Origin of the sequence: Trichlorobacter sp. (assembly GCF_030247655.1) — a bacterium.
Lineage (GTDB): Bacteria > Desulfobacterota > Desulfuromonadia > Geobacterales > Pseudopelobacteraceae > Trichlorobacter.
In genome coordinates this window covers 18,467-36,630 of the sequence record NZ_JAOTRZ010000010.1, presented here as the reverse complement: position 1 = coordinate 36,630, position 18,164 = coordinate 18,467, and the positions used below count along the sequence as shown (strand labels likewise).

14 protein-coding genes are annotated in these 18,164 nt (G+C 54.3%); 10 read left to right on the top strand and 4 right to left on the bottom strand.

The window, feature by feature from the left end; genetic code table 11:
* The 4 genes from OEL57_RS01710 to OEL57_RS01695 form a co-directional block, all read right to left on the bottom strand.
* Positions 1-665, bottom strand: a 665-nt coding sequence (locus tag OEL57_RS01710; RefSeq protein ID WP_300736195.1) for an efflux RND transporter permease subunit, incomplete at its 3' end; no start/stop codon positions are given.
* Positions 662-1,801 carry an efflux RND transporter periplasmic adaptor subunit gene (locus tag OEL57_RS01705; protein ID WP_300736192.1) on the bottom strand — a complete coding sequence of 380 codons (1,140 nt, stop codon included), beginning with the start codon at positions 1,799-1,801 and terminating at the stop codon, positions 662-664. The genes OEL57_RS01705 and OEL57_RS01710, both read right to left, overlap by 4 nt.
* Positions 1,798-3,111, bottom strand: a complete 1,314-nt coding sequence (locus OEL57_RS01700; protein WP_300736189.1) for a TolC family protein — start codon at positions 3,109-3,111, stop codon at positions 1,798-1,800. Before OEL57_RS01700 ends, OEL57_RS01705 begins: the two co-directional genes overlap by 4 nt.
* Positions 3,112-3,175: 64 nt before the next feature.
* Positions 3,176-3,784, bottom strand: coding sequence for a TetR/AcrR family transcriptional regulator (locus OEL57_RS01695; RefSeq protein ID WP_300736186.1), 609 nt, complete (start codon positions 3,782-3,784; stop codon positions 3,176-3,178).
* A gap of 188 nt (positions 3,785-3,972) precedes the next feature.
* On the opposite strand from OEL57_RS01695, the gene OEL57_RS01690 reads away from it, so the two are divergent.
* From OEL57_RS01690 to OEL57_RS01645, 10 genes are all read left to right on the top strand, one after another.
* On the top strand, positions 3,973-5,229 hold the full coding sequence (locus OEL57_RS01690) for a multiheme c-type cytochrome (RefSeq protein WP_300736183.1): 1,257 nt from the start codon (positions 3,973-3,975) through the stop codon (positions 5,227-5,229).
* 197 nt (positions 5,230-5,426) lie between these two features.
* Positions 5,427-7,055 carry a hydroxylamine reductase gene (gene hcp / locus OEL57_RS01685; RefSeq protein WP_300736180.1) on the top strand — a complete coding sequence of 543 codons (1,629 nt, stop codon included), beginning with the start codon at positions 5,427-5,429 and terminating at the stop codon, positions 7,053-7,055.
* Positions 7,056-7,147: 92 nt separating this feature from the next.
* Complete coding sequence (nrfH, locus tag OEL57_RS01680) at positions 7,148-7,612, top strand: cytochrome c nitrite reductase small subunit (RefSeq protein ID WP_300736177.1); 465 nt, start codon at positions 7,148-7,150, stop codon at positions 7,610-7,612.
* A 36-nt stretch (positions 7,613-7,648) separates the two neighbouring features.
* Positions 7,649-9,091 carry an ammonia-forming cytochrome c nitrite reductase subunit c552 gene (locus OEL57_RS01675; RefSeq protein WP_300736197.1) on the top strand — a complete coding sequence of 481 codons (1,443 nt, stop codon included), beginning with the start codon at positions 7,649-7,651 and terminating at the stop codon, positions 9,089-9,091.
* 199 nt (positions 9,092-9,290) lie between these two features.
* Positions 9,291-11,276, top strand: a complete 1,986-nt coding sequence (locus OEL57_RS01670) for a methyl-accepting chemotaxis protein (protein ID WP_300736174.1) — start codon at positions 9,291-9,293, stop codon at positions 11,274-11,276.
* Between the two features lie 326 nt (positions 11,277-11,602).
* The gene (locus OEL57_RS01665) at positions 11,603-11,818 is read left to right on the top strand and encodes a hypothetical protein (RefSeq protein WP_277057573.1); all 216 of its coding nucleotides are present in this window, start codon (positions 11,603-11,605) and stop codon (positions 11,816-11,818) included.
* A 191-nt stretch (positions 11,819-12,009) separates the two neighbouring features.
* Positions 12,010-12,327, top strand: a complete 318-nt coding sequence (locus tag OEL57_RS01660) for a nucleotidyltransferase domain-containing protein (RefSeq protein ID WP_277057572.1) — start codon at positions 12,010-12,012, stop codon at positions 12,325-12,327.
* A 632-nt stretch (positions 12,328-12,959) separates the two neighbouring features.
* Positions 12,960-14,597 carry an ABC transporter transmembrane domain-containing protein gene (locus OEL57_RS01655; RefSeq protein WP_300736166.1) on the top strand — a complete coding sequence of 546 codons (1,638 nt, stop codon included), beginning with the start codon at positions 12,960-12,962 and terminating at the stop codon, positions 14,595-14,597.
* Positions 14,594-16,771 carry an ATP-binding cassette domain-containing protein gene (locus OEL57_RS01650; protein ID WP_300736163.1) on the top strand — a complete coding sequence of 726 codons (2,178 nt, stop codon included), beginning with the start codon at positions 14,594-14,596 and terminating at the stop codon, positions 16,769-16,771. Before OEL57_RS01655 ends, OEL57_RS01650 begins: the two co-directional genes overlap by 4 nt.
* A gap of 10 nt (positions 16,772-16,781) precedes the next feature.
* Positions 16,782-18,128 (top strand): HlyD family type I secretion periplasmic adaptor subunit, encoded by a 1,347-nt coding sequence (locus OEL57_RS01645; protein WP_300736161.1) that lies wholly within the window; start codon positions 16,782-16,784, stop codon positions 18,126-18,128.
* The last annotated feature ends 36 nt before the right edge of the window (positions 18,129-18,164 follow it).

Genomic DNA, 18,164 nt, shown 5'->3' with positions numbered 1-18,164 from the left:
ACCATCCCCTGGGGGATATTCTGGTTCTGGGCCGCCAGCGCCCCCAACACCTCACTGATGGCGATACCGAATCGGTTCATCCGCTGCGGGTCGATCGTTACCGCCAGTTCGGGCTGGTGAGCACCGAACAGCTCCAGATTGGCAATCTGCGGGTCTCGCAACAGCTCTTCCCTGATCCGGTTTTCAGCCAGTTGCCGGATCTGGGACAGCGGCATGCCTGAGCCGTTGGCCGGAGATAGGGCCAGGGTCATCACCGGCTGGGTAGCCTGGCTGATCTTGAACAGCTGTGGCGGACGGGCCTCACGGGGCAGCCTGGCTGTGATTCTGCCCAGGGCATTGACCACATCGGTGGCAGCCGCATCCAGCCCCTTTTCGTACTCAAACTCTGCGCTGACTACCGAAACCTCATCCTTGGTGGTACTGGTTACCTTGCGGACCAGATCAAGGCTTGCCAGCTCTTTTTCAATCAAACGGCTGATGTCGTTTTCCAGATCAGCAGCGGCCCCTCCCGGTTGAACCGTAACCACTGTAATCTGGGGCCGTTCCGAATCAGGAAACAGATTAAACGGCATCTTGAAGTAGCCGATTATACCCACCACCGATAGCAGCAGCACCGTGGCCAGCACCAGGTGTGGACGGGCCAGTATCCGTTCCATCATGGTCATGGCTGTGTCCCTGTAACAGCAGTTACCCGCATTCCCTCTGCCAGGGTTCGCAGGCGGCTCTCCTGGCCAACAGCAACGGTATCACCCTCCTTAACTCCGCCCTGCACGACAGCAGTGCCATCCTGTACACCCAGCAGAGTTATCTGGCGGACCTGCACCTGACCGCCATTGATCACCCGTAGCTCGGTAGCAACGCCGGTACGAATCAGAGCCTGTTCCGGAACCAGAAATCCGTTCACCCTGCTCCCGGCCAGCTCTACGGTCAGTGAAGCGCCGGTTGGCAGGCCAAAGGGCGGCTCTGCCAGACCGATCTCCAGACCGGCCAGCATGTTTGCCCCCACAGCAGGATAAATCCGGCTGACTGCAGCAGTCAGGGGTTGACTTCCAGCCTGCTTCAAATACGCCCTGTCACCTTTTTTCAGACTGCTTAATGCCTCTTGCGGCACCTGTACCAGCACCTTGCAGGCCCCTTGTTGCTCAATAGTCAGAATAGGCTTACCCGGCACTGCCAGATCTCCCGGCTCCATCATGCGCCTGGTCACAACGCCGCTGAACGGGGCAGTCACCCGGCCATACCCGGCCTGGGTTTGAGCTGCAGCCACCTGCCTGCCGATCCCTTTGATCCCTTCCTCTGTGGCCTGCATCGTGGACCGTGCAGTGTCAAGAGCGGTTTTTGAGCGCTCCAGCGCTTCACGGGATATGGCCCCGGCATTAAACAGTTTTTCATCACGACCATAGATCGCCTGCTGGGTCTCAAGGGCGCTGTGGGCTGCGGCTAACCGTTGTTTTGCCGCTAGTACTTCCGACTGCACCGACTGACTCCGCTCCAGCAGCTCGCGGTTGTCCAGGGTAATCACCAGCTCACCGGCAGTTATCAGATCCCCTTCCCGCTTGCTGATGCTCAGGATATGCCCGGTGATCCTGGCTGACAGATCCGCTTTGGTCTGAGCCTCAAGCCTCCCCAGATAGGTTCGTCTCACCACAAGTTCTCCCTGACGCACGCTGCCGGTTTCCACCACCGGTGCGACCAACGCTGGCTTGGCCAGGCTTGCCAGACTCTGTTTCTTCTTTTTCACCAGCAGCAGGGCCACCACGACCAGCAGCACTATCACCAAGATCATCAGCTTGCGTTTCATCGCAGGTATACCTCCATATCACCACTGGCTTTATGCCACTCAAGTTGTGCAATGGTGTAGTCAAACAGCGCCTGGGTGTTGTTGGCCATGGCCTGGGCCTCGGCTGACTGGGCCAGGAGCAGGTCGGCCATGGTGCCAACCCCCTGGCCATATTTTTCTTGTTCTATCCTGAACGATTCGCGGGATTGCTCCACCGCCTTTGCGGTTGCCGCAATTCTTTTGCTGCTTTCCACCAGCGATGCCGAGGCCCGTTGCAGGTCGAGCCGCAGCTGGTTATCTGCTGCCCGCAGTTTCTGTTCAGCACGCTGCTGCTGCAACCGCTCCCGTGAGAGATCCGCATAGCTGCTGCGGTCAAAAACAGGCAGCGATAATGAGGCACCCAGATACCAGATGCCGTCGCTGTAGTGGGGATTAAATCCAACCTGCTGCTGGTAGCCGGCTGTGGCAGTCAGCGAGGGGAGTAGTTTGCCCAGGGCAAGACGGCGGTTCAAGGCAGCATCATCAACTGCTTTGGCAATAATCTGAAATTTTGGCTTGCTCCTCGCCAGTGCCAGTCCGGCCTTAAAGTCGGTTTTTTGGGCTGCCTGGCCAAGCCGGTCAGAAAGCTGTAACGGGTCAGTATCCTGTTCCAGCACTTCTCCCATTAACGCCCGCAAGCTGCTCATGGCATTCTTTACCCCTTCCTGCAGAGCCAGCAGACGCTGCTCCTCATTCACCCCCTGCACCTCAACCTTCAGCAGGTCCACCCGTGCAATCCGGCCCAGTTCAAACAGCAGCCGCGCATTCTTCTGCTGTTCTGCCAGGGCCTGTACCGCCTGCCCTGATGCTTCAACCAGCACCTGCAACTGCAGGCACTTATGATAGGTGGCCACGGTGTTGGCGATCAGTTCGTTACGGGTGATAACGGCACTGTCCTGCTGCATGGAGTGACGTAGTTCAGCCAGTTGCACCCCGGTCCGGGTCTGTCCGCCCTTATAGATCGGCAGGGTCAGCACCGGCCCCAGAAAGGCGTAACTGTCACTGAAACGTGGCGCAATGGTAGCGCTTTGGGCCGGGACAAAGGCGGTGGATTCAGACCGTTTCGTAATTGATGCTTCAAGGCTTAGGCGGGGATAATGTCTGCCGACAGCCCCTTCCAGCTGCTTCTCAGCCACGGTCACCGCTATGCGCGCCTCTGCCAGGCTCGGGTTATTGGCTACCGCTCGGCTGACCGCCTCACGGAGACTTAACGGGCTGGCAGACGACTGTAGGGGTACTGCAAGCACCAGCACAACAGTAGCGGCTATCAGGCAGCAGTCAAAACGTTGCATAATCCGACTCCCTTTATGGTGTGAATATGTATTCACATGACAGATAAAAAATATATGCTGTTTTTTAACGCTCCAGCAGTCGCCTGAAGTTATTCCACAACAGCGTCACCTCATCCACCAGCCTGCCCTCGGCCTGGCTTCCGATCCAGCGTAGTACACAGAACTGGATAATACCAACAATGCTGGTAGCGGTTTCCCGTGCGGACACCCCTTCACGCAGCGCTCCTTCAGCACTGGCAGCCTCGATCAGCCCGGTCAGGGTAGCCAGAAATCCTTCTATTCGGCTATTCATGATCTGGGCTATCTTCCCGCCAGTGACCATACCGCCATCAGAAAACAAAAGCCGTGGGATACCGGGATTTTTTGCAATCATCCCGGTATGGGCCAGGATTACTTTCTCCAGCTTATCCAACGGCTTGCCGCTTGAACCAGCCAACTGTGCTGCCCGGCTGGTGACCTGACCGCCGATAAACTCAACCACAGCCCTGATCACATCCTGCTTGTTCTTGAAATGGCGGTAGATGTTTGCCTCGCTCATGGTGGCAGCCAGCGCAACTTCATGGATGGTCAGACCGTTCACCCCCAGGCGCCCGATCACGTCAAGAGCCGCCTGGACAATCTCGGCTTGCCTCACTTGGGTAGTCTTCTTTTCCTGCACTATTTGTGATTTCATATTTACATAAATAACCGCAAAGCCATTGTTAGTCAAGTTTAGTGAGATGTTAACCACACATGTAAATGTTTATTTACCTGTTTTTTTGTGTAAATTTGACATTAGTCAAACGTGTTGCATACTTAGTACACGTATACATTCAGCATAGTGCTGAATATTCCATTCACACGTTAAAGGAGGAAGTGGAGATGAGCACGTTCAAACGGGTAAGCAGCATGCTGATCAGTATGGTTGCCTGTCTGGCACTATTGCCGGCGCTGGCACTGGCCAAACCGTCCAACTGCGAGACCTGCCATGCCAAGATCTCACCGGCCATGGTCAAGGACTTTAATCGAGGTAAAATGTCCAAAAGTCTAAGCTGTGAGGCTTGTCACGGTACAGCGCACACCAGCGAGAAGGATGTGGCCAAGGCACAGCTGCCCACCATCGCCACCTGCAAACAGTGCCACCCTGATCAGGCAGCCCAGTATATGGACGGCAGGCATGTGTTAGGTCAGGTTGCCCTGGACGCCATGCCGCGCTCTCCCCATCAACCCAAGGCATTTATGGCCGGTCAAAAAGGTTGCGGAGGCTGCCACACCCTGGGGCTTGTTGATGCAAAAGGGCGTGAGACCGAAGCTCGCAAATACTACAAGTACGGCATGGACTGCCAGAACTGCCACACCCGTCATGCCTTCTCAAAGGCCGAGGCCAACGAGCCTGAGGCCTGCCAGACCTGCCATATGGGCTTTGACCATCCCCAGTGGGAAATGTGGTCCGGCTCCAAACACGGTACCACCTACCTGACCAACCGCGCCATCAACCCCGGCGCCAAGAACCGCGCACCCAAGTGCCAGACTTGCCATATGCCCAACGGCAACCATCGTGTCATGTCGGCATGGGGCTTCCTGGCCGTGCGTCTGCCTGAACCGGATGCTGAGTGGATGGGCTACCGCGCTACTATCCTGAAGGGGATGGGCGTGCTTGACCCCACCGGCAAGCCCACCGGTCGTCTGGATGTGGTCAAGGCTGGTAAAGTTGCCCGCCTGACCAAGGAAGAGTTTGACAAGGAGCGTGGCAAGTATGTGGCGATCTGTCAGCAGTGCCATAGCCCTAATTTTGTGAAAGAGAACTTCAAAAATGCTGACCAGATGGGCAAAGAAGCCGACAAGCTGTTCAGTGAAGCGATCAGCATCGTAGGAGAGCTGTATCAGCAGGGGATCATCAAGCAGAAAGCCGGACAGCCGTTTGCCTACCCCGACCTGCTGACCTTCTATGATGTTGACACCAAGATCGAACAGACCCTGTACGAGATGTTCATGGATCATCGCATGAAGACCTTCCAGGGGGCATTCCATATGAACCCGGACTACACCACCTGGTACGGCTACGCCAAGATGAAGAAGGATCTGACCGAGATCCGTGAGATGGCAGACGATATGAAGAAGAAAGCCAGCAAGAAGTAGACAGAACCTGAAGACCACCAGCGGCCAAAGGCTGCTGGTGGTCTGTTTTTACCCAATCTCAGGGGTTATTTCGAATCAACACATTTTTGACCCCGTCATCCTTTTTTCAAACAGGACTGCGCTATGGTTGTTTCAGAAAAACTGACTATCTCGCATCATTCCATACCCCAACTACCACCAACCAAAGGAGAAAAAGCATGAGCATGTTCTGTTACCAATGTCAGGAAACCGCCAAAGGGACCGGCTGTACCATCGCCGGGGTCTGCGGCAAAAAGGAAAACACCGCCAATCTGCAGGATCTGCTGGTATTTGCCCTGAAAGGAATTGCCGTCGTAGCAGTAGAGGCCCAGAAGCAGGGCAAACTTGAGGATGCCACCGGTCTGTTTGTCTGCCAGGGACTCTTTGCCACCATCACCAACGCCAACTTCGATGATAGTCGGATCACCGCGCTGGTCAAAGAGGCCTTTGCCAAGCGGGACTCCCTTAAACTGGCAACCGGCTTCACCGGCAATCAGGATTGTGTGATCTGGAACGGCAGCGAGGCCGAGTTTGCTGACAAGGCCAAAGAAGTAGGCGTTTTGTCACAACCCAACGAAGATGTCCGCTCGCTGCGGGAGCTGCTGATCTACGGCCTGAAAGGTATGGCTGCCTATACCGAGCATGCCGCAATGCTGGGCTTTGAGAAGAAAGAGATCTACGAGTTCATGGTTTCGGCACTGGCATCCACCACCCAGGAGCTGACGGTTGATGAGATGGTTGCCCAGGTGCTTAAGTGCGGCGAGGTGGCGGTCACCGCCATGGCACTACTGGACGAGGCAAATACAACTACATACGGCAATCCAGAAATAACCAAAGTAAATATCGGTGTCCGCACCAATCCCGGTATCCTGATCTCCGGCCACGACCTGAGGGACATGGAAGACCTGCTGGAGCAGACAGTCGGCACCGGCGTTGATGTCTACACCCACAGTGAGATGCTGCCGGCCAACTACTACCCGGCCTTCAAGAAGTACCCCCACTTTGTCGGCAACTACGGTAACGCCTGGTGGCAGCAGGACAAGGAGTTCGCCTCCTTTAACGGCCCGATCCTGATGACCACCAACTGCATCGTACCGGTCAAGGATGCCTACAAGGATCGGATCTACACCACCGGTATGGCCGGCTGGCCCGGCGCCGTACATATCCCCGAGCGCCAGAAGGGTGGCCGCAAGGACTTCTCGGCAATCATCGCCCAGGCCAAGAACTGCCAGCCGCCGGTTGAGATTGAAAAAGGCGAGATCGTGGGCGGCTTTGCCCACCATCAGGTGATGGCACTGGCAGACAAGGTGGTTGAGGCGGTCAAGTCCGGAGCGGTTAAGCGCTTTGTGGTCATGGCAGGATGCGATGGCCGTCATACTACCCGCAACTATTTCACTGAAGTGGCTCAGGCTCTTCCGAACGACACCATCATACTAACCGCCGGTTGCGCAAAGTACCGCTACAACAAGCTGAATCTGGGCGACATCGGCGGCATCCCCCGCGTACTGGATGCCGGTCAGTGTAACGATTCCTACTCCCTGGCCTATATCGCCCTGCAACTGAAGCAAGTCTTTGGCCTGGAGGACATCAACGACCTGCCGATCTCCTACGACATCGCCTGGTACGAGCAGAAGGCGGTGGTGGTGCTGCTGGCCCTGTTGTCCCTTGGCGTGAAGCATATCCGTCTCGGACCCACCCTGCCCGGCTTCCTGTCACCCAACGTAGCCAAGGTGCTGGTGGAAAACTTCGACATCAAGCCGATCGGCACCGTTGCTGACGATGTCGCAGCTATTATTGCGGGCAAATAGTTTCTGCCGAGACGGCAAACAGCGGAAGGCTTTGTGAGGCATTCCGCTGTTTTTATTCATCTGGAATCAACAAGGGGAAGGGGGGTGAAGGGATGGGAACTTTTTTTAGTGGTAAACGGCTGAAGGTATTAGCCATTGCCGCTGTCTGTGCCGGCCTGTTCGGACTGTTTCTGATGCTGGGTCCGCCTAAATTGCTGGCCAAGTCAGAAACACCGGACTTTTGCGCAAGCTGTCACGTCATGGAAGCACAGCACACCGCCTTTATGCACTCCGGTGCACACCGGCGGTTAAAGTGCGTTGACTGCCACCTGCCTAACGAAGGCGTTGCCTCGCATTACATCTGGAAATCCATTGACGGCATGAAAGACGTACTGGTGTTCAACTTTGGCAAGATACCGGAAAAGATCAAGCTGTCAGAACACGGTGCAAAAATGGTCAAGGCCAACTGTATCCGCTGTCACGAAACATTGGTATCACAGATGGACACCTCCCGTGACTGCTGGAAATGCCACCGTCGCATAACCCACACAGGCACCGGCGCAATCACAACTAACTAACCCATGCCACATCACCCAGGAGGATTGAGTATGAAGATGAAACTGATAGCAACACTCATGGCAGCCGCACTATGCGGAACCATGATTACCGCCTGCTCGCCGCCCAAAACGGAGAAGGCAACAATCGCCCCAATTCCGGACGGTACCATTGATCCGGCTGTCTGGGGCAAAAACTACCCCGAAGAATACCAGACCTGGAAAGACACTGCCCTGCCCACACCCGAAGGCAAGAGCAAGTACAAAAAAGGTAATGACGGCGGCAAGGTCTATGACAAACTATCTGAATACCCCTTCATCGCCCTGCTGTTTAACGGCTGGGGCTTCGGGATCGAGTACAACGAGCCACGTGGCCACGTCTATATGATGAAGGATCAGAAGGACATCGATCCGTCCCGCTTGAAAGGCGGTGGCGCCTGTCTGACCTGCAAGACCCCTTACGCACCCCAACTGGCACAGAAACAGGGTGTCACCTACTTCTCACAATCCTATGCCGATGCAGTCAACCAGATCCCCAAAGAGCATCAGGAAATGGGCGTAACCTGTATTGACTGTCACAACAACAATGATATGGCTCTTAAGATATCCCGTGGCTTCACCCTCTCAAAAGCACTGGACAAGATGGGAGTCGATCAGACCAAACTGACCAACCAGGACAAACGCTCCCTGGTCTGTGCACAGTGCCACGTAACCTACACCATCCCCAAAGATGCCAACATGAAATCTCAGGACGTCTTCTTCCCCTGGGACGAAAGCAAGTGGGGCAAGATCAGTATTGAAAACATCATCAAGAAAATGCGCAGCGACAAGTCCTACGGCGAGTGGACCCAGGCCGTAACAGGATTCAAACTGGCCTACATCCGTCACCCTGAATTTGAAATGTATTCCAATCAGAGCGTACACTGGATGGCTGGTGTTTCCTGTGCTGACTGCCACATGCCGTACACCAAGGTGGGCAGCAAGAAAATATCTGACCACCGGATCATGAGTCCGCTCAAAAATGACTTCAAGGCCTGCCAGCAGTGTCACACCGAGAGCCCGGCATGGCTGAAAGAGCAGGTACTCACCATCCAGGACCGTGCCGCTTCCCAGTACATCCGTTCCGGCTATGCCCTTGCCACCGTTGCCAAACTGTTTGAAATGACCCACAAGCAGCAGGCAGCAGGCAAGCAGATCGATCAGAAACTGTATGACCAAGCCAAGAACTACTACGAAGAAGGCTTCTACCGTAACCTGTTCTTTGGTGCTGAAAACTCGATCGGTTTCCACAACCCTACCGAGGCAATGCGTATTCTGGGTGATGCCACCATGTATGCCGGTAAAGCAGACGGTCTGTTGCGTCAGGCCCTGACCAAAGCTGGCGTTGATGTACCGGTGAAAGTTGACCTTAAACTGGCCAAATACACCAACAACCGTGGCGCCAAGAAGCTGATGTTCAAGCCTGAGCAGGAGCTGAAAGACCCCTACGGCGAAGTGAAGTAACGGCAAAGATGGTAGTTGGGCATGGATAGAGAGCACCATGCTCGATAGGGGCGGGCTGTCGGGGTACACCGACAGCCCGTTTTCTGCAGTTGTCAGGACATGCTTGTACTGTGCGGTTTTGATGGTTTTTGACGTGCGTCAAGGCAATCCGATGCAGGCCTGTTAAAGTGTCGTCATTTTCCGTATCAGGAGGTTTTCCATGCTCAAGAATGTTACCATCCGGACCAAACTGCTGTTGCTGTTGCTATTACCCGTCCTGGGACTGCTTTTCTTTTCCGGCCGCGAGATGCTGGACAAGTATGCCGCCATGCAGGCGCTGACCAAGACAGAGCACCTGGTCGGCCTTTCGGTCCGTACCGGTGCACTGGTGCATGAACTGCAGAAGGAGCGGGGACTCTCGTCCGGGTTTATTAATGCCAAGGGGGAGAAATTCAAAGATGATCTGTTCAAACAACGTCAGTTGACCGACGAACAGGTAAAGCAGCTTGCCTCGTACATTGTTGCCAATCCCGATGCTGCTGACGTGGTAAAGGCAGCACTCGATGCTGCCGCAAAACAAAAGGAGAAACTGCAGGAAATCCGCAGCAAGGTGGATGGTCTGAACATCGAAGGCAAGGACTCCTTTGCCTTCTATACCGCCATCAACTATTCCTACCTGGATGTAGTTGCCGCAGTGGGTCGTAACAGTCAGAATCCTGATTTGATGAGGTCTGCCATATCCTACTTTGCCTTTTCAAAGGTTAAGGAAGAGATGGGCAAGGAACGGGCTACCCTGAATGCGGTGATTGCAGGTAACTCCTTTAACCCTGAAACCTACCAGCGGATCTTTGCCATTCTCTCGGCCCAGCGCAGCTTTATGGAAGGATTTCGCAAGTTTGGTTCTGATACGGCGGTTGCCTTGTATGACAGCAAGGAGCATTCCGAGCAGTTCAAAAAAGTTGATGAGCTGCGCAATGCTGTTCTTGCCAAAGGGATGGACGGGAATTTTGGCATTGAGGCACCGGTCTGGTTCAGTGCCATTACCGCTAAGATTGAACTGATGAAGAGCATCGAAGACGGGTTGGCCCTGGAGATTCTGCAGCAGGCCCAAAAGCTGAATGCAACGGCCCGGACTACCTTGATCCTGAGCGTCAGTTTTTCTTGCGTCATGGGTGCCCTGACATTGTTGCTCTCGCTCCTGATCGTCAGCAGTATAACTTCCCCGCTAAAATCCCTGGTGGAGATGCTGCAGGATATCGCCCAAGGAGAAGGTGACTTGACCCGTCGTCTGGAAACAGGCCGCAAAGATGAATTTGGCGAAGTGGCAAGCTGGTTCAACCGTTTTGTTGACAATATCCACTCCATTATCAGCCAAGCATCAAACACCACAGTACAGGTTGCAACCGCATCAAACCAACTGCAAAGTACGGCAGAACAGATCGCCACTGCTGCAGAGGAGGTGGCCTGCCAGACCGCAACGGTAGCAACCGCCAGCGAAGAGATGTCCGCGACTTCAAACGATATCTCCCGTAACTGTTCCATGGCCTCGGACATCGCTAACCGGGCCAGTGAAATGGCCAATAACGGAGCTGAAGTGGTGCAGGAAACGCTACGCGGAATGGAACAGATTGCCGACAAGGTACGTGAATCAGCCCATACCGTAGAGGCACTGGGGGCTCGTTCCGACCAGATCGGTGCTATTGTCGGTACCATTGAAGATATTGCTGACCAGACCAATCTGCTGGCCCTGAATGCTGCCATTGAGGCAGCCCGTGCCGGTGAGCAGGGGCGCGGTTTTGCGGTTGTGGCCGATGAAGTCCGGGCACTTGCCGAACGGACCACCCGCGCCACTCGAGAGATAGGCGAGATGATCAAGGCGATCCAGCAGGAGACCGGCGGCGCCGTTAGCTCCATGGAACAGGGGGTGGCAGAGGTAGAGCGGGGGATGGACAGCTCACGCCGCTCAGGTGAGGCACTGCAGCAGATCCTGGAGGGGATCAACGAGGTGACCATGCAGGTGCATCAGATCGCCACAGCTGCGGAGGAGCAGACCGCCGTAACCGGCGAGATCTCTACCAACATCCATCAAATTACCGACGTGGTACAACAGACCGCCAACGGAGCCCATGAAACCGCTGATGCGGCTTCGATGCTGTCAAAGTTATCAAATGACCTTGAAGGACTGGTAGGCAGATTCAAACTGTAATTTTAGCTTCTTACGAAAGTCTTGAAAATTAACAGACAGAGGTAGCGTGCGGCTCTGTTTTCACCAGAGCCAACCTGAAGCAGGGGCCTGATCGTTTTTAGTGATATCAACCCGGAATCTGGACGTACTGCTCTAACAAATTCCTGTTTTTGGTCTTTGACAATCAGTAACCAGCTACTTTGAGCAACTGATCGGCACTCATGGCAAGGATGCAGAACATTAGCTGTAGCGTTAACTTTTTAGCTCCTTTATGTTATCCGCTCTTTTGTTTCATGGGGAATATTGAAGGATTCTGAGGCCAAGGGTTGCTACGAGAAAGCCGTCTGATGAGCATTACCGATGAAAATCTGGCCATTCTGATGTTAGAATCCGCACTCCTAGCCACCCCGGAGGGCAAGGGAGCATTGGGGCTGCTCCTGAACAATCCGGCGTTTGTACCATTCCATCTCCCCGTGATGACCGGTGACTTTGTGTCGCAGCGCAGCGAGCGGATTGACGTGTTTCGTTATGGACTGGACGAAGATTTACTAATAATCCGCTAGTTTTGACTTGTTTAACTCATTTTCGTGCAGAACTTGAATGATTAAGGCTCACATTTTTGGAAATGAGATCTTTGGACTGGAGTTGAATTCCACACTGAAGCGCGGTATCCTGATGTGAAGATGGATTTTTACCAGAAATGCACCAAAGAATTAGCTGCTGAGAAGTACAAAGAGATAAAGAAAGTTTACAAATGGTTACGAAAGAAATCAGAGATATAGTAATCAGGCTGGTAGATGCCGTATCAACAAAGGGTGTCCATGTTGACAAAGCCCTTTTGTACGGTTCCTTTGCCACCGGCAAACAGACGGTTGACAGTGATCTTGATATAGCCATTATATCCAATGACTTTGGCAGGGACAGATTTAACGAGGGCAAAATGCTGATGCAGCTTGCCTGGAGGATTGACGCCAGACTCCATCCGGTGCCTGTATCAGCTGACTCATACAAGAACGATACATGGGTTCCCCTGATTCATGAGATACGTGAACATGGGGTAGAGGTAGCCTGAAAACTTTCACCCAGCTTTCACCAACCGGGTGGCTTTCACCATATTTTGATGGACTTAAATGGACGTTGGTCGGCGAGGCTAAGATGCGGAAGTTACTTCAAATAAGTGGTTTTATGGGTTCTGTAAACTGTAAACTGGTAGCTTTCGAATCTCGTTTCCCGCTCCAATAAAAACAAAGGGTTAGCTCACAAGGCTAACCCTTTTTGTTTGTCTTTTACAAACCTGTGACCATTCTGTGACCGCGGTGTGACCATACAATTTTGACTTATTGAGCAGTCACCATGAAAAACGACTCCAACCATAGCATGGTCACAGGGTAGAGTTCTTTTTAAGCAGTTAGATATCCTTGTCTTTTAGGCGAACAGCCAGAACTGACTGCTTATCTAATTCTTGACCAGACATTAGTTCAAACGACCACCCCCAAAAGCTTGCATCCCTTCATATGCGCTGTCATCAGATGTGAATATTTCACACCTTCAAACCCACTCAAGACAAACTAGACAATTAATATCTTTTACTATACAAACAAAACTTGAACATGTGGAAATCTATGCTAAAAATTAAAAATTAACTAAAATAACTTTACACAAATTCCATGACAGCTCGGTTCCACGATGTGAAAGTGAGAGGATATGCAGAAAAAACTTGTTGATTATCAGCATCTTGCTTCTCAGATGACGGTGTTCAGGTGGGATGTGCTTGCCGTCACCGTGGTCATTCACCTGCTTGCCCTGGCCTTGCCGCTGGCATTGCTACACATTTACGACCGGATTCTGCCGGGTAAATCCTATGGCACCGTTGCGGTGCTTGTGGCCGGTGTCGCCGCGGCAGTGGTGCTGGAACTCATGCTGCGCTACGGCAGAACCCGTCTTTTCGTCACCTTCGGGGCCCGTTACGAGGCCAAGACCATTACCCGCATGCTCAATCATCTGCTTGAGGTTGATGTGGCAGAGGTTGAAAAGCGCGGTGGTTCCTATGTCAGTGAGACCCTGCGGGCAGTCAGCCAGATGCGTGATTTCTGGTCAGGTCAGGCCGGTGTATCGCTGTATGAAGTGCCCTTTGCGGTTATCTACCTTTTGTTGATCTGGCATATCGGAGGTTGGCTGGTGATCTTCCCCCTGATTCTGTTTTGCTGCGCACTACCGGCAACGCTGCAGATCAACAAAGGGATTGAGCAGTCTTCAGAAAAGGTTGAGGCATTTGACCGTGAGCGCAAGGATTTTGCCTGGTCAATTTTTGCCGGTCTACTGCGAATCAAGTCTCTGGGTGCGGAAGGCCGGATCAATCAGCTCTACCGAAGCATGAATGACAACTATATGGCCGCCCAGGCAAAACTGGAGGGCAAGCTGGGTTTTCTGCGTGAAAACAATGCCACGATTTCCAACCTTTCAACGGTTCTGGTGGTAGCCTTTGGTGCCGGGATGGTCATGGACGGCAGGCTGACTACCGGTGCCCTGTCTGCCTGCACCATGCTGGCAGGCCGTTCGATCGGGCCGACCATGGCCGGTTTGGGTTATTTTTCGCAACTGGCCCGCACCGCCGAGGCGCAGGCCAAGATTGATGAGCTGTTTGCGCTGCCGCTCAGCCCTGCCTTTGCATTGACGGACACGGGACCAGAAGCAGCCTTGCGGACATTTGGTGATGGCAGGCTGTGCATTGATATGCCGGCCTGGTCAAAGAAGCAAGTGGTGATAGAACCGGGTGAGCTGGTACTGCTTAACACCGAAGAGAGCAGTGATGCTTCAAAACTGCTATCAAAGATTGCCGGCCTTGCGCAGGATGAAGAAATTACCATCACCATTGACGGCCACAGGATAGCGGCTTATGGCCATCAGGCATACCGGGACAGCGTCATGCTGGTAACCCGCCACCTGGCCCTGGTGCCGGGATCAATACTCAATAACCTGACCCTCTACGACCCCCGCTACAACGAAGAAGCCGAACGATACTGCGAACTGCTGGGGCTGCAGCCCTATCTCAACAGGCTGCGTCATGGCATTCTGACCGAGGTAGGCCCTGCTACGGCAGAGCATCTTGATGAAGGGGTATATCAGCGAATAGCCCTGATCAGGGCATTGGTCCGCCGCCCGAAAATCCTGCTGCTTGATCACGCCGCCAGTGGCATGGACATAGATGGCATCAAGCGATTTGCTGCGCTTTTGCAGGAGTTGCGGGGGGCAACCACCGTCATCATGGCAACCTACCGTGAGCCGTTGCAGGAGGTCTGCACCCGCAGCGTGCAGATTGGGAAAAGGGGGGAACTGGCATGAGTGCAACCGCCGCAGAAATGGCTTTGGGTCAGCGCCTCGATTTTACCCGCGAAGAGAGCAGGATCGCCGCCATCAATCAGGTGATCGGGTACAAGCGGCTTGCAGCATCTGCACTGGCACGCAGCCTGGCACCGCTTCTGGTCGCCCTGGACTGGTTTGGCGCCCCGAGAGCCGTTCTTGAACACCTTCCGGCTGAGGGAGACGACCTGTCTCTGTCGCAGTACTGCGAACTGATCCAGGGTTTTGGGTTCAGTGTAGACTGTACGACATGGTCTGCCTGGAAGAACGGTCTGGATGCACTGCCCACAGCCAGCGTGATCCTCTCCGGCTCCGACTGTTTTATCTATCTGGGCAGGCTTCACGGGATTGACTGGTGGCACGACGGGGCCGCAGTCTGCTCCGCATATGCACCAAAGCCCGGCGATACGCTGCTGCTGATTGAGAATGACATTGAGAGCATGCCGATAGATCTCCCGCAGTTGGGCTGGCTGAAAAAACTCATGGTTTCAGCGCGCAGGGAGCTGATCGGTGTCTTACTGATAAGCCTGGTCGTAAACCTGCTGCTGCTGAGCGTTTCCTTCTATACCATGAACGTCTACAACACGGTCATTCCGGGCGGTGCCACCGGCACCCTCTGGACCCTGACCACAGGCGTCGCCATTGCCATCCTGGGGGGATGGTGGCTGCGCGTAGCCCGCTCAAAGATTCTGGCGGACCTGACTGCATGGGCCGGTTCAAAAATTGGTGCAGCCACGCTGCGCAAGACCCTTGGTCTGCCGGTAGATGTCTCCGCGCGGCTTGGTATCGATAACAACCTGAGCCGCCTCCGTTCCGTAGAAGGGGTGCGTCAGTTCTTTGGTGGTGCCGGAGGGTTGATCAGTTTTGACTATCCGATGATACCGGTATTCCTGATCGCCATCGGAATTATGGGCGGCTGGGTTGTGGTGGTGCCGATTATTTCTCTGATAGTTTTTGCCGGGCTTTCAATTCCGTTTTCAAGCTACATCGAAAGCCATGCCGCAAAAATGGGGCGTGCTTCTCGCAAATTCAACGACCTGACCTCGGTTCTTGCCAGCCGGTTGCGGACACTGCGTGGTGTACCCGGTTCCTCGCTCAGCCGCCAGCATCTGGCTGAACTGGTTGCCCAGACAGTCGAGGCCAATCGTGACTATGCACTTGCCAACAGCCTGGTACAGAGTGTTGGTAATTCGCTGGGCATGCTGACCGTATTGGCTACCATGGGTGTCGGCGTACTGCTTGTGCTCAGCAACAACATGACCAGCGGCGGACTGATTGCCACCATGATGCTGATCTGGAAGGTGACAGTACCGGCACAGCAAGCATTTACAGCCAAAGTCCGCATTAAACAGCTGCTTGATTCCGGCCGTCAGCTTGACCGCCTGATGACCGCCACCGGTGAACTGCAAAAGGCTCAGGGCACTTCGCCGGTTAGCGTGCTGACGGCAGAAGTCACAGCAGATCGCCTCTTCTACCGTTACAGCGCTGAGCGGGAACCGGCACTGAATGGTATCAGCTTCAAGATCGATCCCGGTAAATTCGTAGCGGTAACCGGACCGAACGGTGCCGGCAAGACAACCCTGCTCGACATGCTTGCCGGACTATTCCAGCCGCAAAACGGCAGGGTGCTTGTTGGCGGCCAGGATATCAGGCAGTTTGATCTTGCAGACTATCGCTCGTGGTTGGGGTATCTGCCCCAGGAAATACCCACCCTGCCACTGACTGTGCGCAATATGATGAGCCTGCGCTGTCCGGCGGCCAGCGATGACCAGATGTTCGAGGCTCTCCAGCGTGTCGGCGGCCCTGACTGGTGGCGTCTCATCGGCGCTGATGGTCCTGCCGCAGCACTGGAGTTGAAGATGGAACCGTGGCGTGAAGACCGCGATGCCATTATCCAGCGTTTTGTCGTGCGTCTGGCAGCATCCATCATGGGCAACCCCAAATTGCTGCTACTGGACGATCCGTTGCGGGTTCGCAACCCTCAGCTTGACGGGTACATGATTACCCTGCTTGAGGAGCTGCGTGGTACGACCACCATCATCCTGGCAACCCACCGCCCCGATCTGATCCAGCGAGCCGATGAAATCGTCTTGTTAAACGAAGGCAACCTTGTCTATTCCGGCCCTGTTGCTCCACCAACACAAAAAGAAGCATAAGGATACCACCATGAACAACAGCGAAAAGTCCCCAGAAATAATCCAGGTCATCGCAGGCGATACACGAGATGCAACCCCGATCACCTACCTGTTGAGTGATGGTGGGCAGACTAAAAAACTGCGCAGCACCATGTTCGGCATTACGCTGCTTGTGTTGATCTTTGTCGTCTGGTCATTGGCGGCCAATGTTGATGAGTTGGCTCGGGCCAGGGGCGAAGTCCAGCCTGGCGGGCATGTGCAGGTGCTACAGACCCGTATGGGGGGCACCATCAACAGGATCCTTGTCAAGGAAGGCGATACGGTCAAAGCCGGTCAGCTTCTGGTTGATTTCTCATCAACCGATTTTGACAAGCTTGACAGCCAGACCAAGGCCAAGGTCGCCGCCAATGAGATCGACCGTGAACGGATGATGGCCATATTGGAAAGTCGCTCGCCGAATTTTTCAAAATACACCAAAAACTATCCGTTGCTGGTTGAACAGGCCAAAGTAAGCTACAGGGCGCAGATTGCCAGCCGCGAGGCTGCCCTGGCAGCAAAACGGAGTGAAGTCGGGCAACAGGGGTCGCAACTGGCCGGGTCTGAGCGTGAACGCAAGATTGTCGGGCGTGAACTGCGTGAAGCCCGCGAACGCCTGAACCGCCTTGAAGAGGGTGCGCGGCGTGGCGTGGTCACCAAGCTGGCGCTGAGTGACGCCCGTCAGCAGCTGATCAGCCTTGAGGAGCGGCTTGATGAACTCAAGACTCGTTCCGAAAGTACCACAAGCACCCTGTCCGGCGCTGATGCTGAGGTCCGCCGTCTGCGGGCGGAGCTCAACCAACAGCTGAGCGGTGAGCTGAGCAAACTGACCGAGCAGTATCACGAACTGCTGGCAGAACAGAATGCGGTAAGTTCCCGCCTGGACCGCTCCGATATCCGGTCACCCATTGACGGTATTGTAATGGACCTGCCGCAGACAGCTCAAGGAGCCGTGATTCCTGCAGGTGGCACCGTTGCTGTGGTCGTACCTGCCGGACAGGAACTCATTATGGATGTGATGGTCACACCCCGCGATATCGGTTTCGTCAAGACCGGCCAGCGGGCCTCGATCAAGATCGACAGTTTTGACTCGGCACGCTTTGGCTCCATAGAGGGGAAGGTCAGGAACGTTGCGCCGACCTCCACCAAGATGAAGGAAAACGGCATGCCCCTATATAAGGTCGAAATTGCTTTGAGTAAACCGTATGTGGGCAACGTAAAACATCGCCTGATACCCGGTATGACCGGCGAGGCCGACATCGCCACCGGCAGCAAATCAGTCATGCAGTATCTGCTCAAGCCGATCTATCTCGCAGCAGATACAGCGTTTCATGAGCGATAGACACCAGTTGAGCTGTAAGAAATAAAGGAACAGTGC

Excerpts from the sequence above, each read along its gene's own strand:
- OEL57_RS01705 (WP_300736192.1), bottom strand. The coding sequence starts at position 1,801 with ATGAAACGCAAGCTGATGATCTTGGTGATAGTGCTGCTGGTCGTGGTG.
- OEL57_RS01700 (WP_300736189.1), bottom strand. The coding sequence starts at position 3,111 with ATGCAACGTTTTGACTGCTGCCTGATAGCCGCTACTGTTGTGCTGGTG.
- OEL57_RS01695 (WP_300736186.1), bottom strand. The coding sequence starts at position 3,784 with ATGAAATCACAAATAGTGCAGGAAAAGAAGACTACCCAAGTGAGGCAA.
- OEL57_RS01690 (WP_300736183.1), top strand. The coding sequence starts at position 3,973 with ATGAGCACGTTCAAACGGGTAAGCAGCATGCTGATCAGTATGGTTGCC.
- hcp (WP_300736180.1), top strand. The coding sequence starts at position 5,427 with ATGAGCATGTTCTGTTACCAATGTCAGGAAACCGCCAAAGGGACCGGC.
- nrfH (WP_300736177.1), top strand. The coding sequence starts at position 7,148 with ATGGGAACTTTTTTTAGTGGTAAACGGCTGAAGGTATTAGCCATTGCC.
- OEL57_RS01675 (WP_300736197.1), top strand. The coding sequence starts at position 7,649 with ATGAAACTGATAGCAACACTCATGGCAGCCGCACTATGCGGAACCATG.
- OEL57_RS01670 (WP_300736174.1), top strand. The coding sequence starts at position 9,291 with ATGCTCAAGAATGTTACCATCCGGACCAAACTGCTGTTGCTGTTGCTA.
- OEL57_RS01665 (WP_277057573.1), top strand. The coding sequence starts at position 11,603 with ATGAGCATTACCGATGAAAATCTGGCCATTCTGATGTTAGAATCCGCA.
- OEL57_RS01660 (WP_277057572.1), top strand. The coding sequence starts at position 12,010 with ATGGTTACGAAAGAAATCAGAGATATAGTAATCAGGCTGGTAGATGCC.
- OEL57_RS01655 (WP_300736166.1), top strand. The coding sequence starts at position 12,960 with ATGCAGAAAAAACTTGTTGATTATCAGCATCTTGCTTCTCAGATGACG.
- OEL57_RS01650 (WP_300736163.1), top strand. The coding sequence starts at position 14,594 with ATGAGTGCAACCGCCGCAGAAATGGCTTTGGGTCAGCGCCTCGATTTT.
- OEL57_RS01645 (WP_300736161.1), top strand. The coding sequence starts at position 16,782 with ATGAACAACAGCGAAAAGTCCCCAGAAATAATCCAGGTCATCGCAGGC.